Source organism: Nocardiopsis mwathae (assembly GCF_014201195.1).
Lineage (GTDB): Bacteria > Actinomycetota > Actinomycetes > Streptosporangiales > Streptosporangiaceae > Nocardiopsis_C > Nocardiopsis_C mwathae.
In genome coordinates, this window is sequence record NZ_JACHDS010000001.1 from 5,536,084 (window position 1) to 5,559,856 (window position 23,773).

At 73.1% G+C, this 23,773-nt stretch carries 22 protein-coding genes; 12 read left to right on the forward strand and 10 right to left on the reverse strand.

Features of this window, described 5'->3' with window-relative positions; genetic code table 11:
- The first annotated feature begins 204 nt into the window (after positions 1-204).
- The 7 genes from HNR23_RS24315 to HNR23_RS24345 all read left to right on the forward strand — a co-directional run bounded on the left by HNR23_RS24315 (position 205) and on the right by HNR23_RS24345 (position 9,000).
- Positions 205-2,850 (forward strand): serine/threonine-protein kinase, encoded by a 2,646-nt coding sequence (locus HNR23_RS24315; protein WP_184079080.1) that lies wholly within the window; start codon positions 205-207, stop codon positions 2,848-2,850.
- Positions 2,847-3,983, forward strand: coding sequence for a PP2C family protein-serine/threonine phosphatase (locus tag HNR23_RS24320; protein ID WP_184079082.1), 1,137 nt, complete (start codon positions 2,847-2,849; stop codon positions 3,981-3,983). Before HNR23_RS24315 ends, HNR23_RS24320 begins: the two co-directional genes overlap by 4 nt.
- Before the next feature lie 68 nt (positions 3,984-4,051).
- Entirely contained in the window at positions 4,052-5,377 is a 1,326-nt protein-coding gene (locus HNR23_RS24325) for a vWA domain-containing protein (RefSeq protein ID WP_184080823.1), read from the forward strand.
- Between the two features lie 16 nt (positions 5,378-5,393).
- Positions 5,394-6,095, forward strand: coding sequence for an FHA domain-containing protein (locus HNR23_RS24330; RefSeq protein WP_184079084.1), 702 nt, complete (start codon positions 5,394-5,396; stop codon positions 6,093-6,095).
- A gap of 6 nt (positions 6,096-6,101) precedes the next feature.
- Positions 6,102-7,583, forward strand: a complete 1,482-nt coding sequence (locus HNR23_RS24335) for an MCP four helix bundle domain-containing protein (protein WP_184079086.1) — start codon at positions 6,102-6,104, stop codon at positions 7,581-7,583.
- A gap of 149 nt (positions 7,584-7,732) precedes the next feature.
- A complete protein-coding gene (locus HNR23_RS24340) occupies positions 7,733-8,575 on the forward strand; it encodes a glutamate ABC transporter substrate-binding protein (protein WP_343070700.1) in 843 nt (280 codons plus the stop codon).
- Between the two features lie 125 nt (positions 8,576-8,700).
- The gene (locus HNR23_RS24345; protein WP_184079088.1) at positions 8,701-9,000 is read left to right on the forward strand and encodes a DUF6221 family protein; all 300 of its coding nucleotides are present in this window, start codon (positions 8,701-8,703) and stop codon (positions 8,998-9,000) included.
- A gap of 22 nt (positions 9,001-9,022) precedes the next feature.
- On the opposite strand, the gene HNR23_RS24350 is transcribed toward HNR23_RS24345, so the two are convergent.
- Complete coding sequence (locus tag HNR23_RS24350) at positions 9,023-9,703, reverse strand: HAD-IA family hydrolase (RefSeq protein WP_343070701.1); 681 nt, start codon at positions 9,701-9,703, stop codon at positions 9,023-9,025.
- A gap of 432 nt (positions 9,704-10,135) precedes the next feature.
- Here HNR23_RS24350 and HNR23_RS24355 point away from each other — a divergent pair, with 432 nt between their 5' ends.
- Entirely contained in the window at positions 10,136-10,570 is a 435-nt protein-coding gene (locus HNR23_RS24355; protein WP_184079092.1) for a hypothetical protein, read from the forward strand.
- 159 nt (positions 10,571-10,729) lie between these two features.
- Here HNR23_RS24355 and HNR23_RS24360 read toward each other — a convergent pair whose 3' ends face one another.
- Entirely contained in the window at positions 10,730-11,614 is an 885-nt protein-coding gene (locus HNR23_RS24360) for an oxidoreductase (RefSeq protein ID WP_184079094.1), read from the reverse strand.
- Positions 11,615-11,783: 169 nt separating this feature from the next.
- Between HNR23_RS24360 and HNR23_RS24365 the strand changes: the two genes are divergently transcribed.
- Positions 11,784-12,389 carry a TetR family transcriptional regulator gene (locus tag HNR23_RS24365; protein ID WP_184079096.1) on the forward strand — a complete coding sequence of 202 codons (606 nt, stop codon included), beginning with the start codon at positions 11,784-11,786 and terminating at the stop codon, positions 12,387-12,389.
- A gap of 6 nt (positions 12,390-12,395) precedes the next feature.
- Here HNR23_RS24365 and HNR23_RS24370 read toward each other — a convergent pair whose 3' ends face one another.
- The 5 genes from HNR23_RS24370 to HNR23_RS24390 form a co-directional block, all read right to left on the reverse strand.
- Positions 12,396-13,520 carry a hypothetical protein gene (locus HNR23_RS24370; protein ID WP_184079098.1) on the reverse strand — a complete coding sequence of 375 codons (1,125 nt, stop codon included), beginning with the start codon at positions 13,518-13,520 and terminating at the stop codon, positions 12,396-12,398.
- A gap of 42 nt (positions 13,521-13,562) precedes the next feature.
- Positions 13,563-14,789 carry an SPFH domain-containing protein gene (locus HNR23_RS24375; protein WP_184079100.1) on the reverse strand — a complete coding sequence of 409 codons (1,227 nt, stop codon included), beginning with the start codon at positions 14,787-14,789 and terminating at the stop codon, positions 13,563-13,565.
- A gap of 223 nt (positions 14,790-15,012) precedes the next feature.
- Positions 15,013-15,303 carry a MoaD/ThiS family protein gene (locus HNR23_RS24380; protein ID WP_184079102.1) on the reverse strand — a complete coding sequence of 97 codons (291 nt, stop codon included), beginning with the start codon at positions 15,301-15,303 and terminating at the stop codon, positions 15,013-15,015.
- Positions 15,304-15,308: 5 nt separating this feature from the next.
- Positions 15,309-16,409: a WD40/YVTN/BNR-like repeat-containing protein gene (locus tag HNR23_RS24385; protein ID WP_184079104.1), complete on the reverse strand. Its 1,101-nt coding sequence runs from the start codon at positions 16,407-16,409 to the stop codon at positions 15,309-15,311.
- 223 nt (positions 16,410-16,632) lie between these two features.
- Positions 16,633-17,229 (reverse strand): snapalysin family zinc-dependent metalloprotease, encoded by a 597-nt coding sequence (locus HNR23_RS24390; protein ID WP_184079106.1) that lies wholly within the window; start codon positions 17,227-17,229, stop codon positions 16,633-16,635.
- 188 nt (positions 17,230-17,417) lie between these two features.
- Here HNR23_RS24390 and HNR23_RS24395 point away from each other — a divergent pair, with 188 nt between their 5' ends.
- Positions 17,418-17,900, forward strand: coding sequence for a nitroreductase family deazaflavin-dependent oxidoreductase (locus HNR23_RS24395; protein WP_184079108.1), 483 nt, complete (start codon positions 17,418-17,420; stop codon positions 17,898-17,900).
- Between the two features lie 40 nt (positions 17,901-17,940).
- On the opposite strand, the gene HNR23_RS24400 is transcribed toward HNR23_RS24395, so the two are convergent.
- Positions 17,941-18,918 (reverse strand): DUF4429 domain-containing protein, encoded by a 978-nt coding sequence (locus HNR23_RS24400; protein ID WP_184079110.1) that lies wholly within the window; start codon positions 18,916-18,918, stop codon positions 17,941-17,943.
- 294 nt (positions 18,919-19,212) lie between these two features.
- Here HNR23_RS24400 and HNR23_RS24405 point away from each other — a divergent pair, with 294 nt between their 5' ends.
- Together HNR23_RS24405 and HNR23_RS24410 are read left to right on the forward strand one after the other, a co-directional pair.
- Positions 19,213-20,034 (forward strand): helix-turn-helix domain-containing protein, encoded by an 822-nt coding sequence (locus HNR23_RS24405; RefSeq protein WP_184079112.1) that lies wholly within the window; start codon positions 19,213-19,215, stop codon positions 20,032-20,034.
- A 117-nt stretch (positions 20,035-20,151) separates the two neighbouring features.
- Complete coding sequence (locus tag HNR23_RS24410; RefSeq protein ID WP_184079114.1) at positions 20,152-20,877, forward strand: spermidine synthase family protein; 726 nt, start codon at positions 20,152-20,154, stop codon at positions 20,875-20,877.
- A gap of 133 nt (positions 20,878-21,010) precedes the next feature.
- On the opposite strand, the gene HNR23_RS24415 is transcribed toward HNR23_RS24410, so the two are convergent.
- Both HNR23_RS24415 and HNR23_RS24420 read right to left on the reverse strand, forming a co-directional pair.
- Complete coding sequence (locus HNR23_RS24415; RefSeq protein WP_184079116.1) at positions 21,011-22,375, reverse strand: MFS transporter; 1,365 nt, start codon at positions 22,373-22,375, stop codon at positions 21,011-21,013.
- On the reverse strand, positions 22,372-23,514 hold the full coding sequence (locus tag HNR23_RS24420) for a PLP-dependent cysteine synthase family protein (protein ID WP_281381897.1): 1,143 nt from the start codon (positions 23,512-23,514) through the stop codon (positions 22,372-22,374). Before HNR23_RS24420 ends, HNR23_RS24415 begins: the two co-directional genes overlap by 4 nt.
- Positions 23,515-23,773 lie beyond the last annotated feature (259 nt).

Here is a 23,773-nt window from a genome sequence, read left to right on the forward strand (position 1 = left end):
CACTTTTCCTAGGACTCACACATGCGAGACGGCCCCTTCTGAAGCCGCCGGTCACGCGGCGGCACACTGAGGAGTGATGCGGCCAGTGGTGGATGTTCCCGGGGCGAATGGGCGAGTAAGGATCCCGGACGACGGCGGCCAGGCCGTCACAGGCGTTGGCGATGGGAGGAACGGCGCACCACCGGACCGAAGCGGGGCGGGGCGATGAGCGGCTGCGCCGAGCGGGGCTGCGCCGGAACGGTCACCGACGGCTTCTGCGACGTCTGCGGCCTGGAACCGCGCGGGTCGCAGCCGGTCGTACCGTCCGTCGACGCGCCGCGCTCCGACCCCCTGCCGACCAGTGGTCCCGACCCCGGTGACGTGGGCTCCGATGGGCCCCCATCCGGCCCGGAGCCACCCTCCGCGCCGCCTGCCTCCGCCGATACGGACGGGCACGACACCTACGCCCGGCTGGTCCCGTTGTTCTCCGGACCCGGAGATCCCATCCCGCCACCGCGCGCCGAAACCCCGGACCCACCGCCCCGAGCGGCGGAGAACCCGGGCGATGCGGACGAGGCCGCCCCCTCCGGGCCCCTGCCCGGATCACCCGGGCACTCCTCCATCGCCACCCCCGGTCCGGCACCCGCACCGCGCGACCACACCGGCCCCTCGGCCGCCGCCCCCGCCCACCAGGCGCACCGCTCGGACCCACCCCGCCGCCTGTTCTTCTCCGACCTCTCCCGCCACGGCGGCTCCTCCGCCTCCGGCCCGCTCAGCTCCCCCTCCGGCCGCAACAGCCGCCGCACCTCCGCATCCTCCGCCCGCGGCATGCTCGGCCTCGGCCTGGTGCAGGTCCCGCCGGTGCCCTACCGCGACCCCGCCACCGCCATCATGGCCAACCCGGTCGTCGCCGAGAAGAACCGCTTCTGCGGCAGCTGCGGCGAAGCCGTCGGCCGCAGGCGCGACAACCGGCCGGGCCGCACCGAGGGCTTCTGCCGCACCTGCGGCACCGAGTTCTCCTTCACCCCCAAACTCAAGAAGGGCGACCTCGTCGACGGCCAGTACGAGGTGCTGGGCTGCCTGGCCCACGGCGGCCTCGGCTGGATCTACCTCGCCCGCGACCACCATGTCAGCGACCGGTGGGTGGTCCTCAAAGGCCTGTTGAACAGCGGCGACGCCGAAGCCCACAAGACCGCCACCGCCGAGCGCGCCTTCCTCGCCGAGGTCGAGCACCCCAACATCGTCAAGATCTACAACTTCGTGCACCACCCCGACCCCAAGACCGGCGTCCCGGCCGGGCACATCGTCATGGAGTACGTCGGCGGCAAGTCCCTACGCGACCTCATCGTGGAGCGCCGGGCCCAGGGCGCCGACTCCGCGGGGCTGCCCGTCGACCAGGTCATCGCCTACGGGGTCGAAGCCCTGCGCGCCATCGGCTACCTGCACAGCAAGGGCCTGCTCTACTGCGACTTCAAGCCCGACAACATCATCCAGAGCGAGGAGCAGATCAAGCTCATCGACCTCGGCGGCGTCCGCCGGATCGACGACCTGGTCAACCCCGTCTACACCACGCCCGGCTACCGCGTCCCCGAGGCCGAACTCCGCAACCCCGGCCCCTCGGTCAGCTCCGACCTCTACTCCGTGGGCCGCACCCTGGCCGTCCTCAGCTTCCGCTTCGGCTTCATGCGCGAGCACCTGCACAGCCTCCCGCCCGGCGAGGAGGAACCCGTGCTGGCGCGCTACGAGTCCTACGACCGCTTCCTCCGCCGCGCCACCCACAACCAGTCCGACCTGCGCTTCCACGACGCCGCCGACATGTCCGAGCAGCTCACCGGCGTGCTGCGCGAGGTCCTTTCCGACATCCAGGGACGCCCGCACCCCGCCACCTCCACCCTGTTCGAGCCCGAGCACTTCGTCGCCGCGGCCGCCGGCGCCGCCGACCCCGACCACGTGCTCTCCCGTCCCGACCCCGCCGACGCCGCCGCCGCTCTGCCCGCCCCGCTGGTCGACCCCGCCGACGCCGCCGCCGGGATCCTCGCCGGGCTGTCGGCCGTGCGCCCCGAAGAGATCGTCGCGACCCTGGAGGCGGCCAAGGCCCCCAGCCCCGAGACCCGGCTGATGCTGGCGCGCACCCTCATCGCGCTCGGTCGCCAGGAGGAGGCCGAGGAACCGCTGCAGGCGTTCTGCGCCCGCGCCCCCGGCGACTGGCGCACCTACTGGTACCTGGCCGTGCTCGACCTCAGCGTCGGCAGGTACGACGAGGCGCGGGCCAGGTTCGAGGAGCTCTACGACCACCTGCCCGGCGAGGCCGCACCCAAGCTCGGGCTGGCCCTGGCCTGCGAGGGCAGCGGCGACGCCGACGCCGCCGCCCGCCACTTCGAAACCGTGTGGCGGACCGACCACTCCTACGTCGGGGCCGCGTTCGGCCTGGCGCGCATCCGGCTCGTCCAGGGACGGCGGGACGCGACGGTCACCGTGCTCGACTCCGTCCCGGAGCTGTCCACCTTCTTCCCCAACGCCCAGATGGCCGCCGTCACCGTGCTGGTCGGCGACCGCGACGTGGGCGAGCTCGACGAGCAGGTGCTCGTGGACGCCGGAGCGCGGTTGGACCGGCTGCGCTGGAACGGCCTCTACGGCGAGGCCACCGACCGGCTGGCGGTACGGGTGCTGGAAGCGGCCCTCGCCTGGGTCTCGTCCGGCCGCAGGCCCGCCCGCAGCACTTGGCTGCTCGACGCCGAACTGGACGAGGAGGGCCTGCGCTGGAACCTGGAGCGGATGTACCGCGGACTGGCCCGGCGCTCCACCGGGCGGGCCGACCGCCACCGGCTCGTGGACAAGGCCAACAGCCTGCGGCCGAGGACGTGGCTATGACGATGGTGCGCACGTGTCCCTCCTGCGAGGAGCGGGTCGCCACCGGCGACGTGTACTGCGAGCGCTGCGGCCACCGGGTCGCCGCCGGTCTCGCGGGGCCCCCCGCACCCCCCGCCGTGCCCGCTCCGCGCGACGCCGCCGCGGCGGACCGCGGCGCAGGGACCGACCAAGGGGAGAGCACCACCGCCGGCACCGAGGTGCACACCGGCCCGATGCCGGCGGTCGACCCGTGCACCTGGTGCGGCGCCGCGGTGAGCGCCGGGTACTGCAACGAGTGCGGCATGAGCCAGCCCGGCGACCGCGACCACGTCGAGGTCCGCGCCGAGACCGCCGCCGGCGTGAGCGACCGGGGCCTGCGCCACCACCGCAACGAGGACGCGATGGCGGTGCTCACCTCCGACGACCCCGCACCGGTCGTGGTGGCGGTCGTCTGCGACGGGGTCTCCACCTCCCCCCACCCCGAAGAGGCCGCGCACGTCGCCGCCGAGACCGGCGCCGCCGTGCTGGCCGACGGGCTCGCCGCGGGCAGCGGCCCGCGGGAGGCCACCGAGGCGGCGCTCGCCCAGGCCGCCTCCGCAGTCGCCGAACTGGCCGAGACCGAGCAGGCCGCGCCCGCGTGCACCTACGTGTCGGCCGTCGTCCCCGCGGACGGCGGCGCGATCACCGTGGGCTGGGTGGGCGACAGCCGCGCCTACTGGCTGGCCGGGTCGCCGTCGGCCACCCCCTCCGCCGTGCTCACCCGGGACGACTCCTGGAGCGAGGCCATGGTCGCGATGCGGGTGATGACCCCGGCCGAAGCCCGCGCCTCCGCCTACGCGCACGCGCTCACCGCCTGGCTCGGCGCGGACAACGCCGCCGGGGCGTCCGGCCACGTCGCCACGGTCACCCCCGCCGGCCCCGGCGCGCTGGTGCTCTGTACCGACGGCCTGTGGAACTACTTCCCGGATCCGGGCGCGCTGTGCGCCGCGGCGCCGGGCGCCGCCGCGGACCCGCTGGGGGCGGCGCAGGCGTACGTGCGCCGCGCACTGGACGCCGGAGGGCGGGACAACATCACCGTGGTGGTGATCGCCGTCCCCGGGCCCCAGGACGGTCCGGGCGACGACGTGCGGGGAAGCGGGGGGAACGCCGGGTGACACGGGAAGACGGCGGGGCGGTGCGGCCCCGCGCCGACGGGGGCGGGGCCGCGGCTCGGACACCCCCGCTGCCCCGGTTCCGCCTCGACGTCGCGCAGAACCCCTACCTGCCCCTCGGCGCGACCGAGGTGCAGGCGATCGTCACGGTCTCCGCCGAGGCCGGTGTACCCGAGCCGGACGGCGCGGCCGGTGAGCCCGCTCCTGCCCCCGAGGCGGCGGTGGTCGTCATCGTCGACACCTCGGCGTCGATGTACGGGGAGAAGATCCGCGCCGCCCGGCGCGCCGCCCGCGCCGCCGTCGACACGCTGCGCGACGGCGTGTCGTTCGCCATCGTCTCCGGTGCCGGCGAGGCGGCGATGGTCTACCCCGACGCCCCGCGCCTGGTCCCCGCCACGGACGACACCCGGGCGGAGGCACGGCACGCCCTCGACACCCTGGCCGCCGACGGCGGCACCCGCATGGGCGCGTGGCTCCGGCTGGCCGCCGACCTGTTCACCCCCTTCGCGGCGCCGGGGGCGCTGCGGCACGCGATCCTGCTCACCGACGGCCAGAACAACGAGCAGCCCGACGTCTTCGAGTCCGTCCTGGACATGTGCGCCGGGCTGTTCGTGTGCGACTGCCGCGGGGTGGGCACCGACTGGAACGTCGCCGACCTGCGGTGGATCTCCTCGGTGCTGCTCGGCAGCGTCGACATCGTCGCCGACCCCGCCGATCTGGAGGCCGACTTCCGGTCCATGGCCGCGGCGGCGATGGCCAAGGGCATCGCCGACGTGCGGCTGCGGCTGTGGACGCCCGACGCCGCGCGCGTGCGGTTCGTCCGCCAGGTGGCGCCGACCGTCGAGGACCTGACCGCCCGCCGCGCCGACAGCGGGCCGCGGAGCGGCGACTACCCCACCGGCGCGTGGGGCGGTGAGACCCGCGTCTACCACATCGGCGTGGTCGTGCCCATGGGCGCGCCCGGCCGCCGGATGCGCGCCGGGTGGGTGCGCCTGCTCGGCCCGGCGTCCACCGAGGACACCCCGCTCGCCGCGGGCAACATCCTCGCCGAGTGGACCGGCGACGAGGTGAGGGCGACGCAGATCGATCCGCGCGTGGCGCACTACACCGGCCAGGTGGAGCTCGCCCGCGCGATCCAGGAGGGCCTGCGGGCGCGGCGCGACGGCGACGAGGCCACCGCGACGCAGCGGCTGGGCAGGGCGGTGGTGCTGGCCCGGCGGTCGGGCGACCAGGCCACGGCGTCCCTGCTGCGCAAGGTGGTCGACGTCATCGATCCGAAGACGGGGACGGTGCGGCTGCGGCCCGTGGTGGACAGGGTCGACGAGATGACGCTCGACACCCATTCGACCAGGACCGTGCGCACTCGCGGCGGCGACGATTTCCCGGGGGCAGGATAGAGAGAGGAACCACGACATGCCGACCTGTCCGGCCGGGCACGCCTCGGCCGCGGGAGACTTCTGCGATTTCTGCGGGATCGGCATCCCGACGCCTCCGTATGCCCGGCGCACCGAGGTCGCGTCGGCCCCGCGCTTGGAGAACTGCCCCGAGTGCGCGACCCCGCGCACGGGCCGCTTCTGCGAGGAATGCGGCTACGACTTCGCGCTCGCCGACCAGACGGTGGCGTCCTCTCTTCCCATCTCTCCCCCGGGCGACCCGGCCCCCGACGGTCTGAGCGACCCCGCGCCCTCGCCGCTGGTCCGCCCGGAGGGCGGCCCCTGGCACGCCGTGGTCACCGCCGACCCCGCCTACTACCAGGTCATGGCCGACCGCGGCCTGCTGGACCCCGACGTCCTCCGGTTCCCGGCCAGCCCGCGCCGCCGCCGGGTCCCGCTGAACAAACCGCAGGTCTACATCGGGCGGCGCAGCGCCTCGCGGCAGATCCTCCCCGAGATCGACCTCGCCGGCCCGCCCGAGGACCCCGCCGTCTCCCACCTGCACGCCGTGCTGCTCGCCCGCCGGGGCGGGGCGTGGGCGCTGGTGGACGTCGGGTCCACGAACGGGACCACCATCAACGGCACCGACGACCCCATCGAGTCCGACCGGGAGGTACCGCTGCATGACGGCGACCGAATCTATGTGGGCGCCTGGACGGTCATCACGGTGCAGAGGGGATGAGCGGCCGTGCTGAAGGGGACGTCGGGGGACCCCTCGATCGCCGACACCCTCGCCCACCAGGCCATCGAGCGGGTGCGCAGCGAGGGCCAGATGTCGGATGCGTTCTGGCCGCAGACCACGCCCTCGCGGGTGCGCGCGCTCGCGCTGGCGTCGCTGGGCATCCTGCTGGTCCTGTTCCTGATCATCGGCCTGGCGATCGGGCAGGCCCGCGACGGCATGCGGATCATCGGCACGGAGGCCGGCCCGAAGGTCATGGCCACCTCCGACCTGTACTACGCGCTCAGCGACATGGACACCCAGGTCGCCAACATGCTGCTGATGAGCGGGCAGGGGCAGGAGGCCGACGCCGGCGCGGCCATGCGCGCGTTCGAGGAGCGCCGCCGCGCCGCCGACGAGGCCTTGATGGGCGCGATCCAGCTCGTCGAGGGCGACGACACCCAGGAGCGCAACCTGCGCGACATCCTCGACGGGATCGGCCGCTACGAGCAGCTGGTCGCCGAGGCGCGACTGCTGAGCAGGATGGCGGACTCCGACGAGCCGACACCGGACGAGGTCGTCGACCGGTACCGGACGGCGACCTGGGTGATGCGCTACGACCTGCTGCCCAAGGCGCACAACCTCACCCTGCGCGGCGGCTGGGAGATCGAGCAGACCTACGACGAGAAGCGCACCGGCGCGCTGGTCGGCCTGACCTGGGTGGCGGCCGTGGGCCTGCTGGCCGTGGGTGTGATGGGGGTGCTGCACCACTACATGGCGGTGAAGTTCCGCCGCCGGGTCAACATCCCCATCGCCCTGGCCACCTCCGGGACGCTGATCCTGACGATGATGGCCGCGACGATGCTCGGCGTCCAGGCCGAGCACCTGCGGGCGGCCAAGGAGGACGGGATCGACTGCGTGCTCGACCTCGCGCGGGCGCGCTCGGCCAGTACCAACATGCAGGGGGACCAGAGCCGCTTCCTGCTCGATCCGCGCCTGCGGCCCAACTACGAGCAGCTGTATCTGGAGGAGGCGCAGCGGGTCGTCCACCTGAATCCGGACAAGGGCGACGTCCCCGGCAACGTCGGGTCCTACACCGACGAGTTGGACACGTTGGTGAACACCTACACCCAGTACCCGGGGACGCTGTACGGCTTCCTCGGGGAGCGGGTGGGCCGCGACGACCTTCCCGGCCAGGACGCGGCTCAGGAGCGGGTGATCCGCGAGTACGCCGCGTTCCACCGCGCCGACCAGGAGATGCGCGACCTGGCGGCCAAGGGCGACGCCGAGGAGGCGGTCGCGCTGCGGATGCGGGAGGTCGAGGAGGCCTTCATCGCCTACGAGGCGGCCCTGACCGACCTCATCGGCCTGCACAAGGACGCCTTCGAGGAGGCCGTCGCGGTGGGGGAGCAGGGCCAGGGCGGGTGGGGCGTGGTGCTGCCCGTGGTGGCCCTGTTCATCGCGCTGCTGGTGGTCGCGGGTATCTACCCGCGACTGGCCGAGTACCGGTAGGCGGTCCGGGCGGCAGACACGGCAGACACGGCAGACACGGAAGACACGGCAGGCGCGGCGGAAACCACGGGCAGGTCGGGAACGACGGGCACGACGGCACGGCAGTGGAACGACGGAAGCGGGACCGGGACGACGACGGAGGAGCAGCCGTGAGGCAGTGGGGGACGGGAGTACTCGCCGCCGGGATGTCGGTGGTGCTGACCGCGTGCGCGGCGGGGCTGGCGGAGACCGATTCGATCGCGGCCGGCCAGGGTGAGTTGCGTATCGGAGTCAAGGGCGACCAGCCGAGTATCAGCGCGGCCACCGACGACGGCGGCTTCGAGGGGTTCGATGTGGACGTCGCCCACTACATCGCCCAGAGCCTCGGGTACGGGCCGGAGGACGTGACGCTCGTCGAGGTCGCGTCCAAGGAGCGGGAGCAGGCGCTGCTCGACCGGAACGAGGAGACCGGCGTCGACCTGGTCGTGGCGAGCTACTCGATCACCCCCGAGCGCAAGACCCGGGTGGCCTTCGGCGGCCCCTACTACGTCGCCCACCAGGACATCCTCGTCGCGGCCGACGACGACTCGGTCGCCGACGTGCACGACCTGGAGGGCAAGACGCTGTGCCAGGAGAAGGGGTCGAACTCCGCCAACCGGATCACCCGGGAGCGCGGCATCGAGGTGGCGGAGGTCGTCGAAGCGCCCAGCTACGGCGGCTGCACCGCCCAGCTCGCCGACGGCGACGTGGACGCCGTCTCCACCGACGACCTCATCCTGGCCGGGTACATGGCGCGGGCCCCCGGAAAGTTCCGGCTGGTGAACGCGCCCTTCACCGACGAGAGGTACGGGGTCGGGGTGGCCAGGGACGACCGGGCCGGCTGCGAGGCCGTCAACACCGCGATCACCAGGATGTACCAGGACGACACCGCGGGAAAGCTGCTGACCAAGTGGTTCGGCGCGACCGGGCTGCGGGTCACCGAGAGCGTGCCGCAGTTCGAGGGCTGCGCGTGACCGGCGGCCCGCGGGCACGGTGGGGCGGAACGGCATGAGCGCGGGCGGTCGGCGGCCCGATCCGGCCGGAACCGCAGGGGGGTACACCACGTCACAACGGGTGCGCCCGAAGGGAGTCCAGCACGGTGACCATCGTCGAGTTCCTGAGTGCCCGCCTGGCCGAGGCCGAACAGGTGGCGCACGCCGCATCCCCCGCCACCGGCGGACCACCGCGCGCGCTGGCCGACGTGCAGGCCAAGCGGCGCATCATCAACGGCTACGGCCACGCCTACCGCGCCTGCATGGGCGCCCTCGAACACCCTGGGAGCAGCGACGCCAGCGGGGCCTGGTCGGCCCTGCACGCCTGGCGCCGCGCCCTGGAGTGCCTGGCCGCCGTCTACGACGACCACCCCGACTTCGACCCGTCCTGGAAGGCGGGCGTCTGACGGGGCGGCGCGGGCGCCGCGGTCACTCCTCGGGGAGCTCCAGCAGCCTGCCGACCACGGACTCCAGGCCCTGGCCGGTGGCGTCGGGTTCGTCGAAGACGCTGGGGAACCGGCCCTCGAAGTGGTCGGACCAGCCGGTGGTCAGGCCCGCGCGCTTGGCGCCGTGGGCGTCCCAGGCGTGCGCGGTGACCAGGGCCAGGCGGGCGGGGTCGACGTCGCATCCCGCGGCGGCGTGGTGGTACAGGTCGGGGGCGGGCTTGAAGCGGCGGGTGGCCGCGGCCGAGAACACCTGCTCCACGTAGGCGGTGAGCCCGGCCCGGTCCAGCAGGGAGCGGCCGGTCTCCTCCGAGGCGTTGGTCAGCACCACCACCCGCGCCCCGGAGTCGCGGGCCAGGCGCATCGCCGCATCCGCGTCGGGTCGGACGTCCAGTGAGGCGAGCGCCTGCACGATCGACTCCACCGCGCCCGCCGAGATCTGGTAGCCGGTGATGTCCAGCAGCGCACCGCGCGCCAGGTCGCCGAAGGGCCGGTAGCCGTCGGCCGCGGTCAGTGCGAACGCGTCGCGCAGGACGTGGGCGAACCACCGGTACATCAGCACCCGGGGGATGCCCGCCTCGCGGAACCGCCACTCCAGGGGTTGGAGTGGGAACAGGGTCTCCATCACATCGAAGGCGATGACGTGTGGACGCCTGGCTTCGGTCACGGCATACTCCCGTTCTGATCCGCCCGTTTCGGCCCGGCGCGGTGGCCGGTGCCGTCCCGCCCCACGCGGGACCGCGCTCCTAGGACGTGTTCGACGGATCATTCCCGGCTCGCGGCCTCCGGAACGACGCTCGCTGCGCCGCTCCACTCGTGAAGCCGACCTGGATCGACTTCGTGAAGCGGCTTGCGAGCGCCGCCCCGGACGGCCGCTCGCTCAGGAGGAAAGCATCCGCCGAACACGCCCTAGCAGATCCATACCCCGCGGGTAACACGCGTCCCGGTCTCGTCGGCGGCACGCTCCCATAACGACCGGGGGATCTTCGGGCCGTTATGTGACCGCGGTCACAGAATGCGGCGTCGTAAGCGCGGAAGCTAAGTTGCGCAGGCACTCCCTCTACGGCCCGAGGGGGCCGTGATTTGGAGGTGGATGTCGATGTCCACGATCGCTCACGCCCGCTCGCACGCGGTCACGCACGCCTGGAGGGGCGTGCTGGCGGGAATCGGCGGCGGCATCGTCTTCGGCGTTCTCATGGCGATGACCGGGATGCTGGAGTCCGTCGCGATGCTGGTCGGTGCCGACGACGCCATTATCGGCGGCGTGGTCCACCTGATCATCGCAGCCGCTTTCGGCCTCGTGTTCGGGCTCGTCATGGGGGCCTACTCCGACAAGGTGTGGACCCTCCTCGGCGCGGGCGTCGTCTACGGCCTGGTGCTGTGGGTCGTCGGTGGGCTCATGATCATGCCTGCCTGGCTCGGCATGGAGATGTTCGTGTTCGACCAGATGGCGTGGATGAGCCTCGCCGGTCACCTGCTCTTCGGCATCGTCCTGGCCGGAACGATGTTCGCCCTCAGTAAGGGTGATGCGTAAGGGATCCCCGCCCCGGCGCAGCGCTCGTCCGCGATCGGGACCCCGCCGCCCCGGGGTGAAGGCAGGGCGGCGGGGCCGCGCCGCTGTGGTCCATTCGGATCGTGTGCGGCGCTCCCTCGCACACAGGCCGGCGGGTCCGCGGACCCGCCGGCCGTCCGTTCAGCGCGTGCCGACGGCCGCGGCCAGCGCCTCGAACTGCGCGTCGCTCAGCTCGACACCGGCGGCGGCGATGTTCTCCTCGACGTGGGCCACCTTGGACGTGCCCGGGATCGGCAGCATCACCGGGGAGCGGCGCAGCAGCCAGGCCAGCGCGAGCTGGGCCGGGGCCGCCCCCGTCTCCCGGGCGATACGGTCCAGCGGGCCGCCGGGTTTGGCCAGTTCGCCGGTGGCGATCGGGAACCACGGGATGAACGCGATGCCCTCGCGCTCGGCGTGGTCGAGCAGATCCTCGGCCTTGCGCTCGGCGAGGTTGTACAGGTTCTGCACCGAGGCGATCTCGGTGATCTTCCGCGCCGCCTCCAGCTCCGCCACCGACACCTCGGACAGGCCGATGTGCCGGATCTTGCCCTCCTGCTTGAGCTGGGCCAGCTCGCCCACCTGGTCGGCGAGCGGCACCTCGGGGTCGATGCGGTGCAGCTGGTAGAGGTCGATGCGCTCCAGGCCGAGGTGGCGCAGGCTCATCTCGGTCTGCTGGCGCAGGTAGGCGGGGCGGCCGACCGGGCGCCAGTCGCCGGGGCCGCACCTGGTCAGCCCTCCCTTGGTGGCGATGACGAGGTCGTCGGCGTACGGGTGGAGGGCTTCGCGGATGATCTGCTCGCTGACGGCGGGGCCGTAGGAGTCGGCGGTGTCGATGAAGTTCACGCCGAGCTCGACCGCGCGCCGCAGCACGCGGACGGCCTCGGCGCGGTCGGCGGGCTCGCCCCAGACGCCCTCGCCGGTGAGCTGCATGGCGCCGTAGCCGAGGCGGGTGACGGGGAGGTCGCCGCCGATGGTGAACGTTCCGGAGGCGGCCGCGGTGGTGGTGGCGGTGTCGTCGATGGTCACGCTGGCTCCTCGATCGTGTGCTGCGTGATGCCCATGCTGGATCGCGGGTGCCGCGCGGAGCAGGGTGGAGCGGCGCGCGGCGCACCCACCGAACCAGTTGGTTCGTGAAATGGACACTACGCCCGCTCGCTCCGGCCGGTCAAACCATCTGGTTTGCGATACTGGTCGCATGCGAGCACAGGGAGAGGCGACACGCGCACGTATCCTCGCCGCCGCGGCCGAGGAGTTCACCGTGCACGGCGTGGCCGGTGCCCGTATCAACCGCATCGCCGAGACGGCGAAGGCCAGCAAGGAGCGCCTCTACGCCTACTTCGGCACCAAGGAGGAGCTGTTCGGCGAGGTGATCTCGGCCGGAGTGGCGCAGATCGTCGAGGCGGTGCCGATCGGCGAGGACCTGCCCGACTACGCCGGTCGGCTGTTCGACCACCTCCACGCCGACCCGCGGCGCCAGCGGGTCATGGCGTGGGCCTGGCTGGAGGGGCCGCGCGAGCACCTGGCCGAGGGGCACCCGCGGGTCGAGGCCTACCGGACCAAGATCGCAACGGTGCGCCGGGCCCAGGAGCGCGGCCTTGTCGACCCGGCGTGGGACCCCTACGACCTGCTGTCGATGTTGTGCGCGCTGACCTCGGCGTGGCTGATGGCGCCGCATGAGCTGCGGGCGCTCGCCGACCGGGACACCCCCGGCCGCGGGGCCGACGAACGCCGAGCGGCCGTGGTCGAGGCCGCCCGGCGGCTGGTGGCCGCCCCGCCGGCTGCGGGGCGGGACGGTCGCTGAGGGGGGCTACTGGGGCGGCGGGGTGCCGTCCCCCTGTGCCATCCACCAGATCAGCGCGATGACGGCGGCCGCCACGAGGAGGGCGAAGAGGATCTTCGTGCCGCTGTAGGGGCGCTCGCCCTGCACCTCGCCGCTGCACCCGTTGATGAGGACCTGCCAGTTCTTGCCCTTGTACAGGTAGCAGCCCATCCACACCGGCAGCAGCATCAGCTTGTAGGTGATGTCGGAGTAGGTCGTGTCGACCGACGTGACCTGCTGCTCGTCGCCGCCGATGTCGTTGCAGCAGTCCTTCTCGATCACCGGGGCCATCCGCGCCTTGGCCTCGGTCAGCCCGTCCTCGGGCTCGACGTCGTAGCGCAGCGCCTGGTGGCCGGCGAGGTACTCCGGCCGGTAGGCCACGGCCTGCTTCTTCAGCGGCCACGGCTCCAGGGCGTCGAGGCGGGCGTTGTCGACCTGGGTGGTGGCGGGGACGAGGACGTCGTCGAAGTCCCGCCGCACCGTGCCCTTCGCCGGGTACCAGCGGGTCTTGCGCACCTTGCGGGTGCGCTCCTCCTGCTTGCCGTCGACGGTGACCGTGTAGGTCTCGGTGACGTAGTAGTACTCCCCGCGCTTGCCCTTGTAGTCCGAGACCGTCCGGGTGTCGAACGTCCAGTGCGGCAGGTAGGTGCTCCGCATGGTCTCGGCCTCGGACACCTTCTTCAGCCGGTTCGGGGCGAACCAGCGGGTCTTGACCCAGGACCGCAGCGCGTCGCGGGCGCCGTCGCGGTCGACCGCGAACGGCAGCACCGCTTCGGGCTCGACCTGCAGGTCCTGCGAGGTGTCGGCGACCAGGGGCGCGGCGCAGAACTGGCAGCCGCGCGCGAGCACGTCGCCCTGGGTGTGCGCCCCGCACCCCTGGCAGAGGAACCGCTGCGGGGCGAGCTCCGCGGCCGGTCGGCGCTGCTTGGCCATCAGCTCGTCGTAGGAGTGCTCGCGCACCTTGCGCCGCGGTGCGGCGATGGCCTGCTGCCCGCCGCAGTAGGGGCACTGCAGGTGGCGCGTGCCCGGTGCGAATTCGAGCCGCGCACCGCAGCCCTGGCAGGGGGCCGAGTACGGCGATGAGGCAGGGGGAACGGCGGTGTTGTCGGTCATGGAGCTCTTCGCTGTGGGGAGGGGACGGGGCGCGGGGGAAGGTCAGTGGGAGGGGGGCAGCGGGGGCGGGGTGGGGCCGAAGAGCCGGGCCAGCTCCGGCAGCTGGCCGGCGGGCACCCACTGCTGCATCCCGGTCTTCCACACCAGCGTGTCGGGCCGCAGGGCGCCGCTGCCGACCTGCGCGCTCAGGTCGGCCGGGCCGAACGGGCCGAGCTGCTGCCCGTTGGCGCCGATGTACCACTGCTCCTGCGGGGGCAGGGGCGGTGGAGCCGCGGGGCCGCCGTGCTGGGGCGCCGGAGCCGGGTGCGCGGGCTGTGCGGGCTGTGCGGGCTGCTGGCCCTGGTACGGGGCGGGGTGGCCCGGGTGCTGCGGGCCGCCGTGCTGGGGCGCCGGAGCCTGCGGGGCGCCCCCGCCGAGTGCCGAGGCCATCTGCTGACCGGCCGCGATCCCCATACCGAGCCCCATGCCCTCGCTCGCACCGCCGCCCGGGTTCTGCGCGGCGTCCTCCAGCGCGTTGGCCGCCTGGAACCGCGTGTACTCCCCGAGGTCGCCCAGGATGCCCATCTGCGAGCGCTTGTCGAGGGCCTCCTCCACCTCCTTCGGCAGGGAGATGTTCTCGACGATGAACCGCGGGATCTCCAGGCCGACGTCGGCGAGGTCGACGCTGAGCAGCTCGGCCAGCCGCTCACCGATCTCGTGCTGCTTCGCCGCCAGCTCCAGCACCGGCACGTCGGCGGTGGCCGTGGCCAGGGCCCCGGCCAGGCGGCCCACGATCATCTGCCGCAGGTACTCCTCGACCTCCTCGGTGCGGAACTGCGGGTCGGTCCCGGCCAGCTCGCCGATCAGCCGCGCAGGGTCCAGGACACGCACGGCGTAGCCGCCGAACGCGCGCACCCGCACCGGGCCGAACTCCGGGTCGCGGAGCATGACGGGGTTCTGCGTCCCCCACTTCATGTCCGTGAACAGCCGGGTGTTGACGAAGTACACCTCGGCCTTGAAGGGCGACTCGAAGCCGTACTTCCAGCCCTTGAGCGTCGACAGCACCGGCATGTTCTGCGTGTGCAGCGTGTAGGTGCCCGGCGGGTAGACGTCGGCCAGCCGCCCCTCGTTGACGAAGACCGCGACCTGCGACTCGCGCACGATGAGCTGGGCGCCCATCTTGATCTCGTTGTCGTGGCGCGGAAAGCGCCAGACGATGGTGTCGCGGCTGTCGTCCAGCCACTCGATGATGTCGACGAGTTCGCCCCGGATCGCGTCGAACAGTCCCACTACCCACTCCTTCGTCCTCATGGCCGTCCGGCCGCCGGGCGCACCGCTGACCGTCAGGGGCGCGCACGGGAATCCGACCATGCGAGTGGCCGCTGTGGTTCCCTTGGTTCCCGGATTGTGGCGATTCTGGCGCCAGGTGCGGTCCAGCGCCACCGCAACAGGGGGTCCTGGCCGGAACCGGCCGAGAACGCGCGGGACAGGTCGGGCTTCCGGCTCCGCCGGGTCAGCCCCCGGCGACGGACGGCAGCACCCGAACCTCGGTGCCCTCGGTGACCGGGGTGTCCAGGCCCGACAGCGTCCGGCACTCGTCGGAGTCGACGAACACGTTCACGTAGCGCCGCAGGCGGCCCTGTTCGTCGCGGATCCGCCGGGCCAGCCGCGGATGGCGGGTCGCCAGTTCGTCGAGGACGCCGCCCAGCGGCATCGTGCCGCCGTCGCCCAGCGGGATGTCGACCTTGGCCACCCCGCCCGAGTCGGTCCGCAGCGCCTGGGGCAGGAAGACGGTCGCGCCCATGGCCCCTACACCTCCACCGCGCGTACGCACAGGACGTCGGGCAGGTGCGAGGTGACCGGGCGCCACTCCTCGCTCTCGTCGGTGGCGGCGTACACGTCCCCCGCCCGGGTGCCGAAGTAGAAGCCGGGTACGTCGGCGCCGTCGGTGCACGCGGCGTCGCGCAGCACGATGCTGTAGTAGGGCTCCGCGGGCAGCCCCCGGCTCACCGAGCGCCAGCTCCCGCCGCCGTCGTCGGTCCGGTACACCCGCAGCCGGTAGTCGGGCGGCAGGTGCACCTCCTGGCTGATCACCGGGAAGTTCAGCACGGTGCCGGGGAGGCGCGGGTGGGTCACCAGGGCGAACCCGAAGTCGGAGGGCAGGCCGTCGGCGATGGACGTCCATCCCGCGGCCGGATCCGCGGTGCGGTAGACGCCGTGGTGGTTCTGCAGGTAGAAGGTGCCGTCGGCGGCGACGGCCAGCTTGTGCACGCACTGGCCGTACTCGGGCGAGTCCTCGGGCAGGAACACCGCGCCGATGCCCTTGTTCACCGGCGTCCAGGACGCGCCGTCGTCGAGTGTCCGGTAGACACCGCCGGTGGACATGCCCACGGTGACGGCGTGCGGGTCCTTGCCGTCGGCGGTCGCGCGGCGGGGGAGCACGGTGTGGATGGCGGCGCCCCCGGCCCCCGGCCACCAGTCGGTGCGGTGCGGGTGGTCCCACAGCGCGCGCACGATCTCGTAGCTCTCACCGCCGTCGGTGGAGCGGAACAGGCCGTGCGGCTCGACCCCCGCGTACACGACGCCGGGCTCGTCGTCGAAGGCGAACTGCCAGACGCGGGCGAAGGAGGTGTCGGAGTCCGGAGGGAAGGCGATGGGCGGCTCCCCGGGCTCGCTCCAGGTCGCCCCCAGATCGTCGCTGAACCACACGCTGGGGCCGAAATGCGAGCTCTCCGACCCGGCCAGGATGCGCCGCGTGTGCGGGTCGATGCCGACGGCGTAGACCCCCATCATGTTCGCGTAGTCCTCGGGGTCGAGCCGGTGCGGACCGTCGACCTCCCAGTGCCTCCGGTCCTCGCTGCGCGCGGTGAACAGGCCTTTTCGTGTACCTATGACCAGGAGAAATGCCATGACGGGCTCCCAAAAGAATCGCTAGAGCCCACTGTGACACACGCCACTGACATTCGCCCGGTGCGACCCGTTCGGACGCGCGGTGGCCGGGGGGCGCGGCGGGCGCCGGTGGCCGGCGCCCGCCGCGCGTGATCCCGGAGGGACGCAGGGACGCGGGGGGTCATCGGCCCGCGCCCTCCGGGAGGATCGGTCGACCCGGACCGCCCGGGGCGGGCGGCCGCCGTCAGGGTCCGTCGACGACGATGACCCCGGCGGCGGGGGCCTGTCCGGCCGTTCCCCGGCCGTAGTTGGCCTCGACGCGCGCGCGTTCGACCGCGTTGGGCGTGGCGTTCTTGCAGTTCACGCCGCCGGTCGAGCCGGACATCAGCGAGGAGCAGGGACCCGGCTTCCTGTCAGGGAGGCCCAGGCTGTGGCCGAACTCGTGCGCGGCGATCCGGACCGGGTCGTGGCCCTGGTTCACCGCCTGGCGGCCCATCTCGATCCACACGGATCCGCCGGGGCGGACCGGCCCGAGGACGGCACGCGGCCACCCGTTGCTGGCGAAGACCCGGATCTCCGCGCGCTGGCCCGGCCGGGCGCGCACCAGGGTGACGTTGTCGACGCTGTCGTTCCACGCCTGGGCGCCGGCCGCGACGGCGCCGCGGAACTCCGCAGCCTGGCTGTCGTCGTAGTAGAGCGTCGTGGTCCGCTGCGCCTGGACCTGGTCGGCCTGGGCTGCGGTGGGGGAGGCGGCGGCGGTGGCGCTGGACGCTCCGCCGACGAGGGCGAGGGAGGTGATGGCGGCGGCGATCAGCGCGCACACCGAGGATCTTCGCAGCATTCGTGTCTCCTTGGGGGATGAGAAAGAGCCTCGACTGCGGATGACCCTGTGGGGTCTCGGTGAGCGTACGTGTGCGGACTTATCGCGACAAGAAGTCCAAATGCGAATTTTTCCGTCTTCAACGACGCGAGTGGCGGCCCACCGTCTGTCGTCCCTGCTCGGAGTGGGCCGCGTGGGAGAATCCGGCCATGAGAGTCATCGAACCGCCGACTCCGCCGGCCGGCGTCAAGCGGTGGCTGGTGCGGCTGCCCATCCACCTGTTCCGGGCGCGGCTGGGCTGGGTCTTCGGCACCCGGATGGTGCTGCTCACCCACACCGGCCGCAACTCCGGGCGCCGGCGGCAGGTCGTCCTGGAGGTCGTCAACCACGACGACATCCGCTCCGGCGAGATCATCTGCAGCTCGGGCTTTGGCAAGCGGTCCGACTGGTACCGCAACATCCTCAAGGACCCGGCCGTCACCGTCCAGGTCGGAACCCGGGCCCGGGCCGCGACGGCGACGCCCATGTCGGCCGACGAGGGCGAGGAGGCGATGGCCCGCTACGCGGCGCGGCACCCCCGCATCGCGCGCGGCCTGTGCCGCGCCACGGGCTTCGAGGTCGACGGGAGCGACGCCGACTTCCGTGCCGTGGGGCGCGAGCTCCCCTTCGTCCGGTTCACGCCGCGGCGCTGAGCCACCGGCCCCGGCCCTCCGCCTCAGCCGCGGACGGCCCTCACAGCCGTTCCAGAAGCTCGGCCTTCTTGGCCCCGAACTCCTCGTCGGTCAGCAGGCCCTCGGCGTGCAGGCGGCCCAGCTCGCGGATGCGGTCGTAGATGACCTGGGCGTCGGTGTCCGTCCCGCCGTCCGGCCGGACGGCCCGTGCCAGGCCGGACGCGATCTCGGCAACCGCCGCCCCCGCGGTCACGGCCGCCCCCGTGTTCGCCCCCGCGTCCAACGCCGGGGCCTCCTCGCCGCCGCGCGCGGCCCACAGGTGGGCGGTCACGGTCGCCGCCATCAGCAGCGACAGCGCCTCCTCCCGCTTGCCGTCGTTGAGCAGGCAGCACAGGTTCTTCTCCGGCTTGCCGGTCGAGTCGTCGCTCGCGTCGCGCGGCACCACCCGCAGGAAGCCGTAGTTCCACCCGTCCGACGGTGTCGTCTCCACCCGCCGGATGCTCCCCAGTTCGAACTCCCGCCGCTGCAGCTTGCGCTTGGCCGCGCTCCCGTCCGACCAGCCCAGGCGCAGCGACGTGCCGTCGAAGGAAGCCGTTCCCTCGGTGGTCTGGATGTGCAGCGGCGGCGGTGGGACCAGGCCGAGCGCGACTTTCTCCGGGTTCGGGCACGCCGCGGAGCCGCCGTCCTGCTCCCGCTCCCGCATGGCGTCGACGGAGAAGGCGAGCTGGTCGGCGTAGTACTCGGCGACCAGGTGGTTCTTGGCGTCGCCCGCCAGCAGGAACGGCTGGCCGTCCTCGGTGAGCATCGCGCCCACGGCCGCGAACGGGTCGGCCCGGTCGCGCAGCCGGAGCCGGATCTGCCACTTCTTGCCGCGGCCGCTGCCCGGAGTGAACTCCACCGCGGCGATGGCCGCCACCGGGACGTCCACCTGGGCGAGTTCCTTCAGCAGCGGATGGACGCGCCACCCGGTCGCGTACCGGATGAAGACGGTCTCCCCGTCGAACCGCCACGTGGCCTGTCTGCCGCGCAATTCGTCCATTGGATCATCCTAGGACCGCGCCTCGGTGCCGCACCGCCGTCGGGCGCGTCGGAACGTGGCCGGATGTGGACGATTCGCCTCCCTTGGTGCCGCCCCCACCCCCGGTGCCCCGTCCCACGCCCCCGCACGGCACCTCCGAACGCCCCACCGCGCCCGGTCGACGGCTGACGCCGCTCGATACGCTGCAAACAGCGGGACCCGCGGCGCCGTCCCCGCCCCGGCGCGGGCGGACGCGCGCGGTCCCCGCGCTCCTCTCCGTCCAGTAGGGGCGGAGTCGGCGAGAGGGAGGTTCCCATGGGGATACCGCGACCGTCCGCCCTCTGGCTCCCGTTCGCGGCCGAGCTGCGCGAGGCCCGCACCGGCGCCGGCGCGTCGATCGAGCGCCTCGCCGCCGACACCGGCGCCTCACCTCAGCTGCTCGACGCCGCCGAGCGCGCCCGGCGGCGGCTGTCCCGGACCGTCGTCGCCGACATCGACGACGCCCTGGGCACGGGCCGCCGACTCAGTCGGGCGTGGGCGGCCGCCCTGCAGTACGAGGCCTTCCCGCAGACCTACACCGACCTGCGGACGCTGGAGGTGCACGCTTCGCGGATCCGGGAGTGGGAGGTCCTGAGCGTCCCCATCTACCTGCGGGACTTCGACTACGCGCGCGCCCACCGGCCGCCGCTCACCGTCGGCCGCGATCCCGTCAGCGTGGCCGAGTGGATCGAGGAGCAGCGGCGCGCCCGCGAGGTCCTGACCGGCCCGGCCGGCCCCGAGCTCGCGGTCATCATCGACGAGCCGGTGCTGTCGCTGTCCGTCGGCGGCCCGGGTGTCCACGCGGCACAGCTCGACACCCTGTGCGACCTGATCGACGCCGCGGTGGTGGACCTGCGCTACGTCCCCATGGACACGGTGGACCACCCCGGCCTGAGCGGCAGCTTCCGCATCATGGACTTCGAGGGCCGCCCCAGTCTGGGCTCGGTCTACGGCCTGGCCGGCGTCCGCCTCGTCGCCGACGAGGAGGACCTGCGCCACTTCGAGGTGCTGTGGGACCGGCTCGGCGACGTCTCCCGCCCCCTGACCGCCGAACGGCTCCAGGGCTTCAAGCGCCACCCGGCCGACGGAGCCGCCTGAGCCGCCTGAGCGGCCGGAGCCCGGCGAACCGCGAGCAGAGCGCCGCACCGGACCCGGCACGTAGCATGATGCCCGGCGGATGCCTCTTCGCCGGAGCCACCAGAACGGAAGGTCCTGTTGAGCGCACGCTTCGAGGAACTCGACCGGCGTCCGACACCGATGGGCGTCATCAGCCTGCGCCGACGGTGGGACCCGGTCTTCCGCACGGACGCCTACGAGATCAAACTCGACGACGAATACCTCATGTCCAGCCTGTTCACGGTGGCGGAGATCGAGGTGGCGCGGCTCGCGCTCGCGGAGCTGGCGGGGCGGGACGGCCTCGACGTCGCCGTCGGCGGTCTCGGCCTCGGTTTCACGGCCGAAACCGTGCTGGAGGACCCCGGCGTCCGCTCCCTGGTGGTCATCGACGCGCTAGGCGAGGTGATCGACTGGCACGAGCGCGAGCTGATCCCCGCCGGAGCCACACTCAACGCCGACCCGCGCTGCCGCCTGGTCCACGGCGACTTCTTCGCCATGGCCGCCGGCGACCCGGGGCTCGACCCGCAGGAGCCGGGGCGCCGCTTCCACGCCGTCGTCGTCGACATCGACCACTCGCCGCGGCACGTTCTGCACCCGAGCCACGCGCCCTTCTACGAACCGGCGGGACTCCGGCGCCTGACGGAACTCCTGCACCCGGGCGGAGTCTTCACCCTCTGGTCGAACGACCCGCCGGACGAGGAGTTCACGGCCGCACTCGCCGACGCCTTCGCTGCGGCGCGCGCCGAGGTCGTCACCTTCCCCAACCCCCTCCAGGGCCGGGAGGCCGCCAACACCGTCTACGTCGCCACCACTGCGGCGCCCTGACCCCTGCCCCTCCGTTGATCTCGGAGATAGTGGGGTTTCGCGAGCGATTTTCACCCCGATATCTCCGAGATCAACGGAGGTAGGGGACGGCTCCGGCGCCCGGGGGGGCGGACTCCGGAGCCGTCGACCACGGTCAGCCCCGGCCCCGTACCCCGGCCGCACCCTCCGCCGCCGCGGCGGGTGCGGACAGACCGCCTGATCGGCCGATCAGTACCAGCCCCAGCGCGCCCACGGCGCCCAGGGCCGCCAGGGCGAGCCAGGGCACGGTGGCGGCGATCGGCGCACCGAACCCCAGCATCGCGCCGACCGCCAGGTTGCCCCCGGTGATCGCCAGGCCGGAGACCGTGTTGTACAGGCCGTAGTGCGTGGCGACCAGCCGCTCCCCGGACAGCCGGACGACCGTGTCCATCTCGAAGGGGTACACGAGCACACCGCCCAGCCCGAGGAGCGCCGCGGTGAGGAGCGCGGGCGCCACCACCAGTGCCACGGCGGGCAGGGGCGCCAGCCCCGCCGCGCGCACCGCCTCCCCGATGGGAGGGACGGCCAGCATGGGCAGGAACGCCGCCGCCATCACCGCCAACCCGCGCGGCAGCGCCTGGGCGGCGTCCCACCGGCGTTTGGCCCAGTCGGTGATGCGGACCTGCCCGGCGATCGCGACCAGCGCCGACACCGCGAACAGTGCGGCCACCGCGACGCTGCCGACATCGAAGCCGGGGCCGCCACCACTGCCCCCGCCTGCGCCCGCGCCCGTCGCCGCAACGGCGTCCTGCACCGTGAGCGGCAGCGCCAGGTAGATCTGGAAGTTCAGCACGTACGAACCGGCCATGGCGACGGTGAACACCACGAAGCCGCGGTTGGCCAGGACCACCCGCCAGTCGCCCAGCACCCCGATCACCCCGGCGCGCCGGTCCTCGGACACCTCCGCGTGCCGCGCGGGCAGCGCGCGGGCCTGCAGCACCGTCAGCGCGAGGAACAGCGCGGCGGCGACACCCGCCACGGCCCGGAAGTCGACCGCGATCAGGGCCATGCCGATGAGCGGGCCGATGAGGATGCCGGTCTGGTAGAAGACGTTGAACAGCGCGAACGCCTCCACCCGCCGCGGTCCGGCGTCGGCGGCGAGGTAGGCGCGCACAGCCGGGTTGAACAGCGCGCCGGCGAAGCCGGTCGCGGCCGAGGCCAGGAGCAGCACGGGCAGCGAGTCGGCGAACCCGAGCGCGGCGAACCCCACCGTCCGCAGCGCGCAGCCGGCCAGGATCGCCGGCTTGTAGCCGAGCCGGTCGGCGATGCTGCCCCCGACGAGGAACATCCCCTGCTGGGCGAGGTTGCGCACGCCCAGCACGAGACCGACCGCCCACACCGCCATGCCCACGCTGTCGGTGAGGTGGAAGGCGAGGTACGGCATGAGCATGTAGAAGGACGTGTTGATGGTGAGCTGGTTGATCATCAGCAGCCGCACACTGCCGTCGAAACCGAGGAACCTCCGCCAGGTGGTGATCACCGCCGCGCCTCCTCGGCGGAGGCCGCGAACGCGCGCGGGTCCACGACCCGGGCGCAGCGCGTCCACCGGGTCACCGTCCGGTCCCGGGTGTCGCCGATCTCGTCGGGTTCGTCGAGCGGCGCGCGACCGAGCACGCCGTGCTCACCGCAGTAGTCGTCGTTGAAGACGGTGTCGAAGTATCGGTGCGGCCCGTCGGGGAAGACCGCGACGATGCGTTCGGTGGCGGGGCGGGTGCGCGACAGCCAGCGGGCCACCGTGGCGACGGCGCCGACGCTCCATCCGCCGGTCGCGTAGTGGGACGAGGCCAGGACCCTGCAGGTGGCGACCGCCTGGGCCGGGTCGACCCAGTGCACCTCGTCGAAGGCGCCGTAGTCGACGTTGCGCGGGTGGATGCTGCTGCCGAGCCCGCGCATGATGCGGGTCCCGGCGGGCTGGCCGAAGATGGTCGAGCCGGTGGTGTCGACGCCGATGACCCGCAGGTGCGGGCAGAACGTGCGGAGGACGCGCGCGACCCCGGCGGAGTGCCCGCCGGTGCCGACCGCGACGACGAGCACGTCGATCCGCCCCACCTGGGCGATCAGCTCGTGGGCGAGTGGTCCGTAGGCGGCGACGTTGTCGGGGTTGTTGTACTGGTCGGGGCAGAACGCCGCGGGGTCGTCGGCGAGCAGCTCGGCCACCCGGTCGCGCCGTGCCTGCTGCCAGCCCCCGGTCGGGTGCGGTTCGGTGACGGTGTGGACCTCCGCGCCGTGGGCGGCCAGCAGCCGCGCCATCAGCGGTTCCATCCCGGGGTCGGTGACCAGGCGGACCGGGTGGCCGTGGGTGATCCCGGCCAGAGCGAGCCCGAGGCCCAGCGTGCCGCTGGTCGATTCGACGATCGCGGCGCCGGGCGCGAGCCGTCCGCGCTCGCGCGCCCGCTCGACCATGTAGAGGGCGGTCCTGTCCTTGATGCCGCCGGGGTTGTGCCCCTCCAGCTTGGCCCAGAAGCCCTGCCGGGTGTCGCAGAACGGTTCGCCGATCCACAGCATGGGGGTGTTGCCGACGACCCCGGCGGGGGTGTGCTGCGGCAGGGTCGGCGGCAGGGTGAGGAGGCGGCCGGGGCTGGTCGCGGGCATGGCCGCGCCAAGGGTGTGAGTACTCATGGGTGCCTGGGTCTCTTTCGACTCAGCGTGTCGGTGACGGGACACGTCGACGTCCATGGCCGTGCGCTCGGGGCACGGCGCATGGAGGAGAAGGGTGTGCGGGACAGGGAGTACGACCTTTTCCCGCACGGTGGGGACGCGCCGGGAAACCGGAAGTCCGGCGCCGTCCCGTGGCCCGGGTCACTCACCCGGGGAGCAGTGGAGGAGGGCTCGGCGACGGGCACCGAGGCCCGTCAGCCCGTCGAGTGGGGCGAGCACA

What these genes read in the sequence shown, in the direction of transcription:
- HNR23_RS24315 (WP_184079080.1), top strand. Translation starts at nt 205, where the DNA reads ATGAGCGGCTGCGCCGAGCGGGGCTGCGCCGGAACGGTCACCGACGGC.
- HNR23_RS24320 (WP_184079082.1), top strand. Translation starts at nt 2,847, where the DNA reads ATGACGATGGTGCGCACGTGTCCCTCCTGCGAGGAGCGGGTCGCCACC.
- HNR23_RS24330 (WP_184079084.1), top strand. Translation starts at nt 5,394, where the DNA reads ATGCCGACCTGTCCGGCCGGGCACGCCTCGGCCGCGGGAGACTTCTGC.
- HNR23_RS24355 (WP_184079092.1), top strand. Translation starts at nt 10,136, where the DNA reads ATGTCCACGATCGCTCACGCCCGCTCGCACGCGGTCACGCACGCCTGG.
- HNR23_RS24365 (WP_184079096.1), top strand. Translation starts at nt 11,784, where the DNA reads ATGCGAGCACAGGGAGAGGCGACACGCGCACGTATCCTCGCCGCCGCG.
- HNR23_RS24370 (WP_184079098.1), bottom strand. Translation starts at nt 13,520, where the DNA reads ATGACCGACAACACCGCCGTTCCCCCTGCCTCATCGCCGTACTCGGCC.
- HNR23_RS24380 (WP_184079102.1), bottom strand. Translation starts at nt 15,303, where the DNA reads ATGGGCGCGACCGTCTTCCTGCCCCAGGCGCTGCGGACCGACTCGGGC.
- HNR23_RS24385 (WP_184079104.1), bottom strand. Translation starts at nt 16,409, where the DNA reads ATGGCATTTCTCCTGGTCATAGGTACACGAAAAGGCCTGTTCACCGCG.
- HNR23_RS24390 (WP_184079106.1), bottom strand. Translation starts at nt 17,229, where the DNA reads ATGCTGCGAAGATCCTCGGTGTGCGCGCTGATCGCCGCCGCCATCACC.
- HNR23_RS24395 (WP_184079108.1), top strand. Translation starts at nt 17,418, where the DNA reads ATGAGAGTCATCGAACCGCCGACTCCGCCGGCCGGCGTCAAGCGGTGG.
- HNR23_RS24400 (WP_184079110.1), bottom strand. Translation starts at nt 18,918, where the DNA reads ATGGACGAATTGCGCGGCAGACAGGCCACGTGGCGGTTCGACGGGGAG.
- HNR23_RS24405 (WP_184079112.1), top strand. Translation starts at nt 19,213, where the DNA reads ATGGGGATACCGCGACCGTCCGCCCTCTGGCTCCCGTTCGCGGCCGAG.
- HNR23_RS24420 (WP_281381897.1), bottom strand. Translation starts at nt 23,514, where the DNA reads ATGAGTACTCACACCCTTGGCGCGGCCATGCCCGCGACCAGCCCCGGC.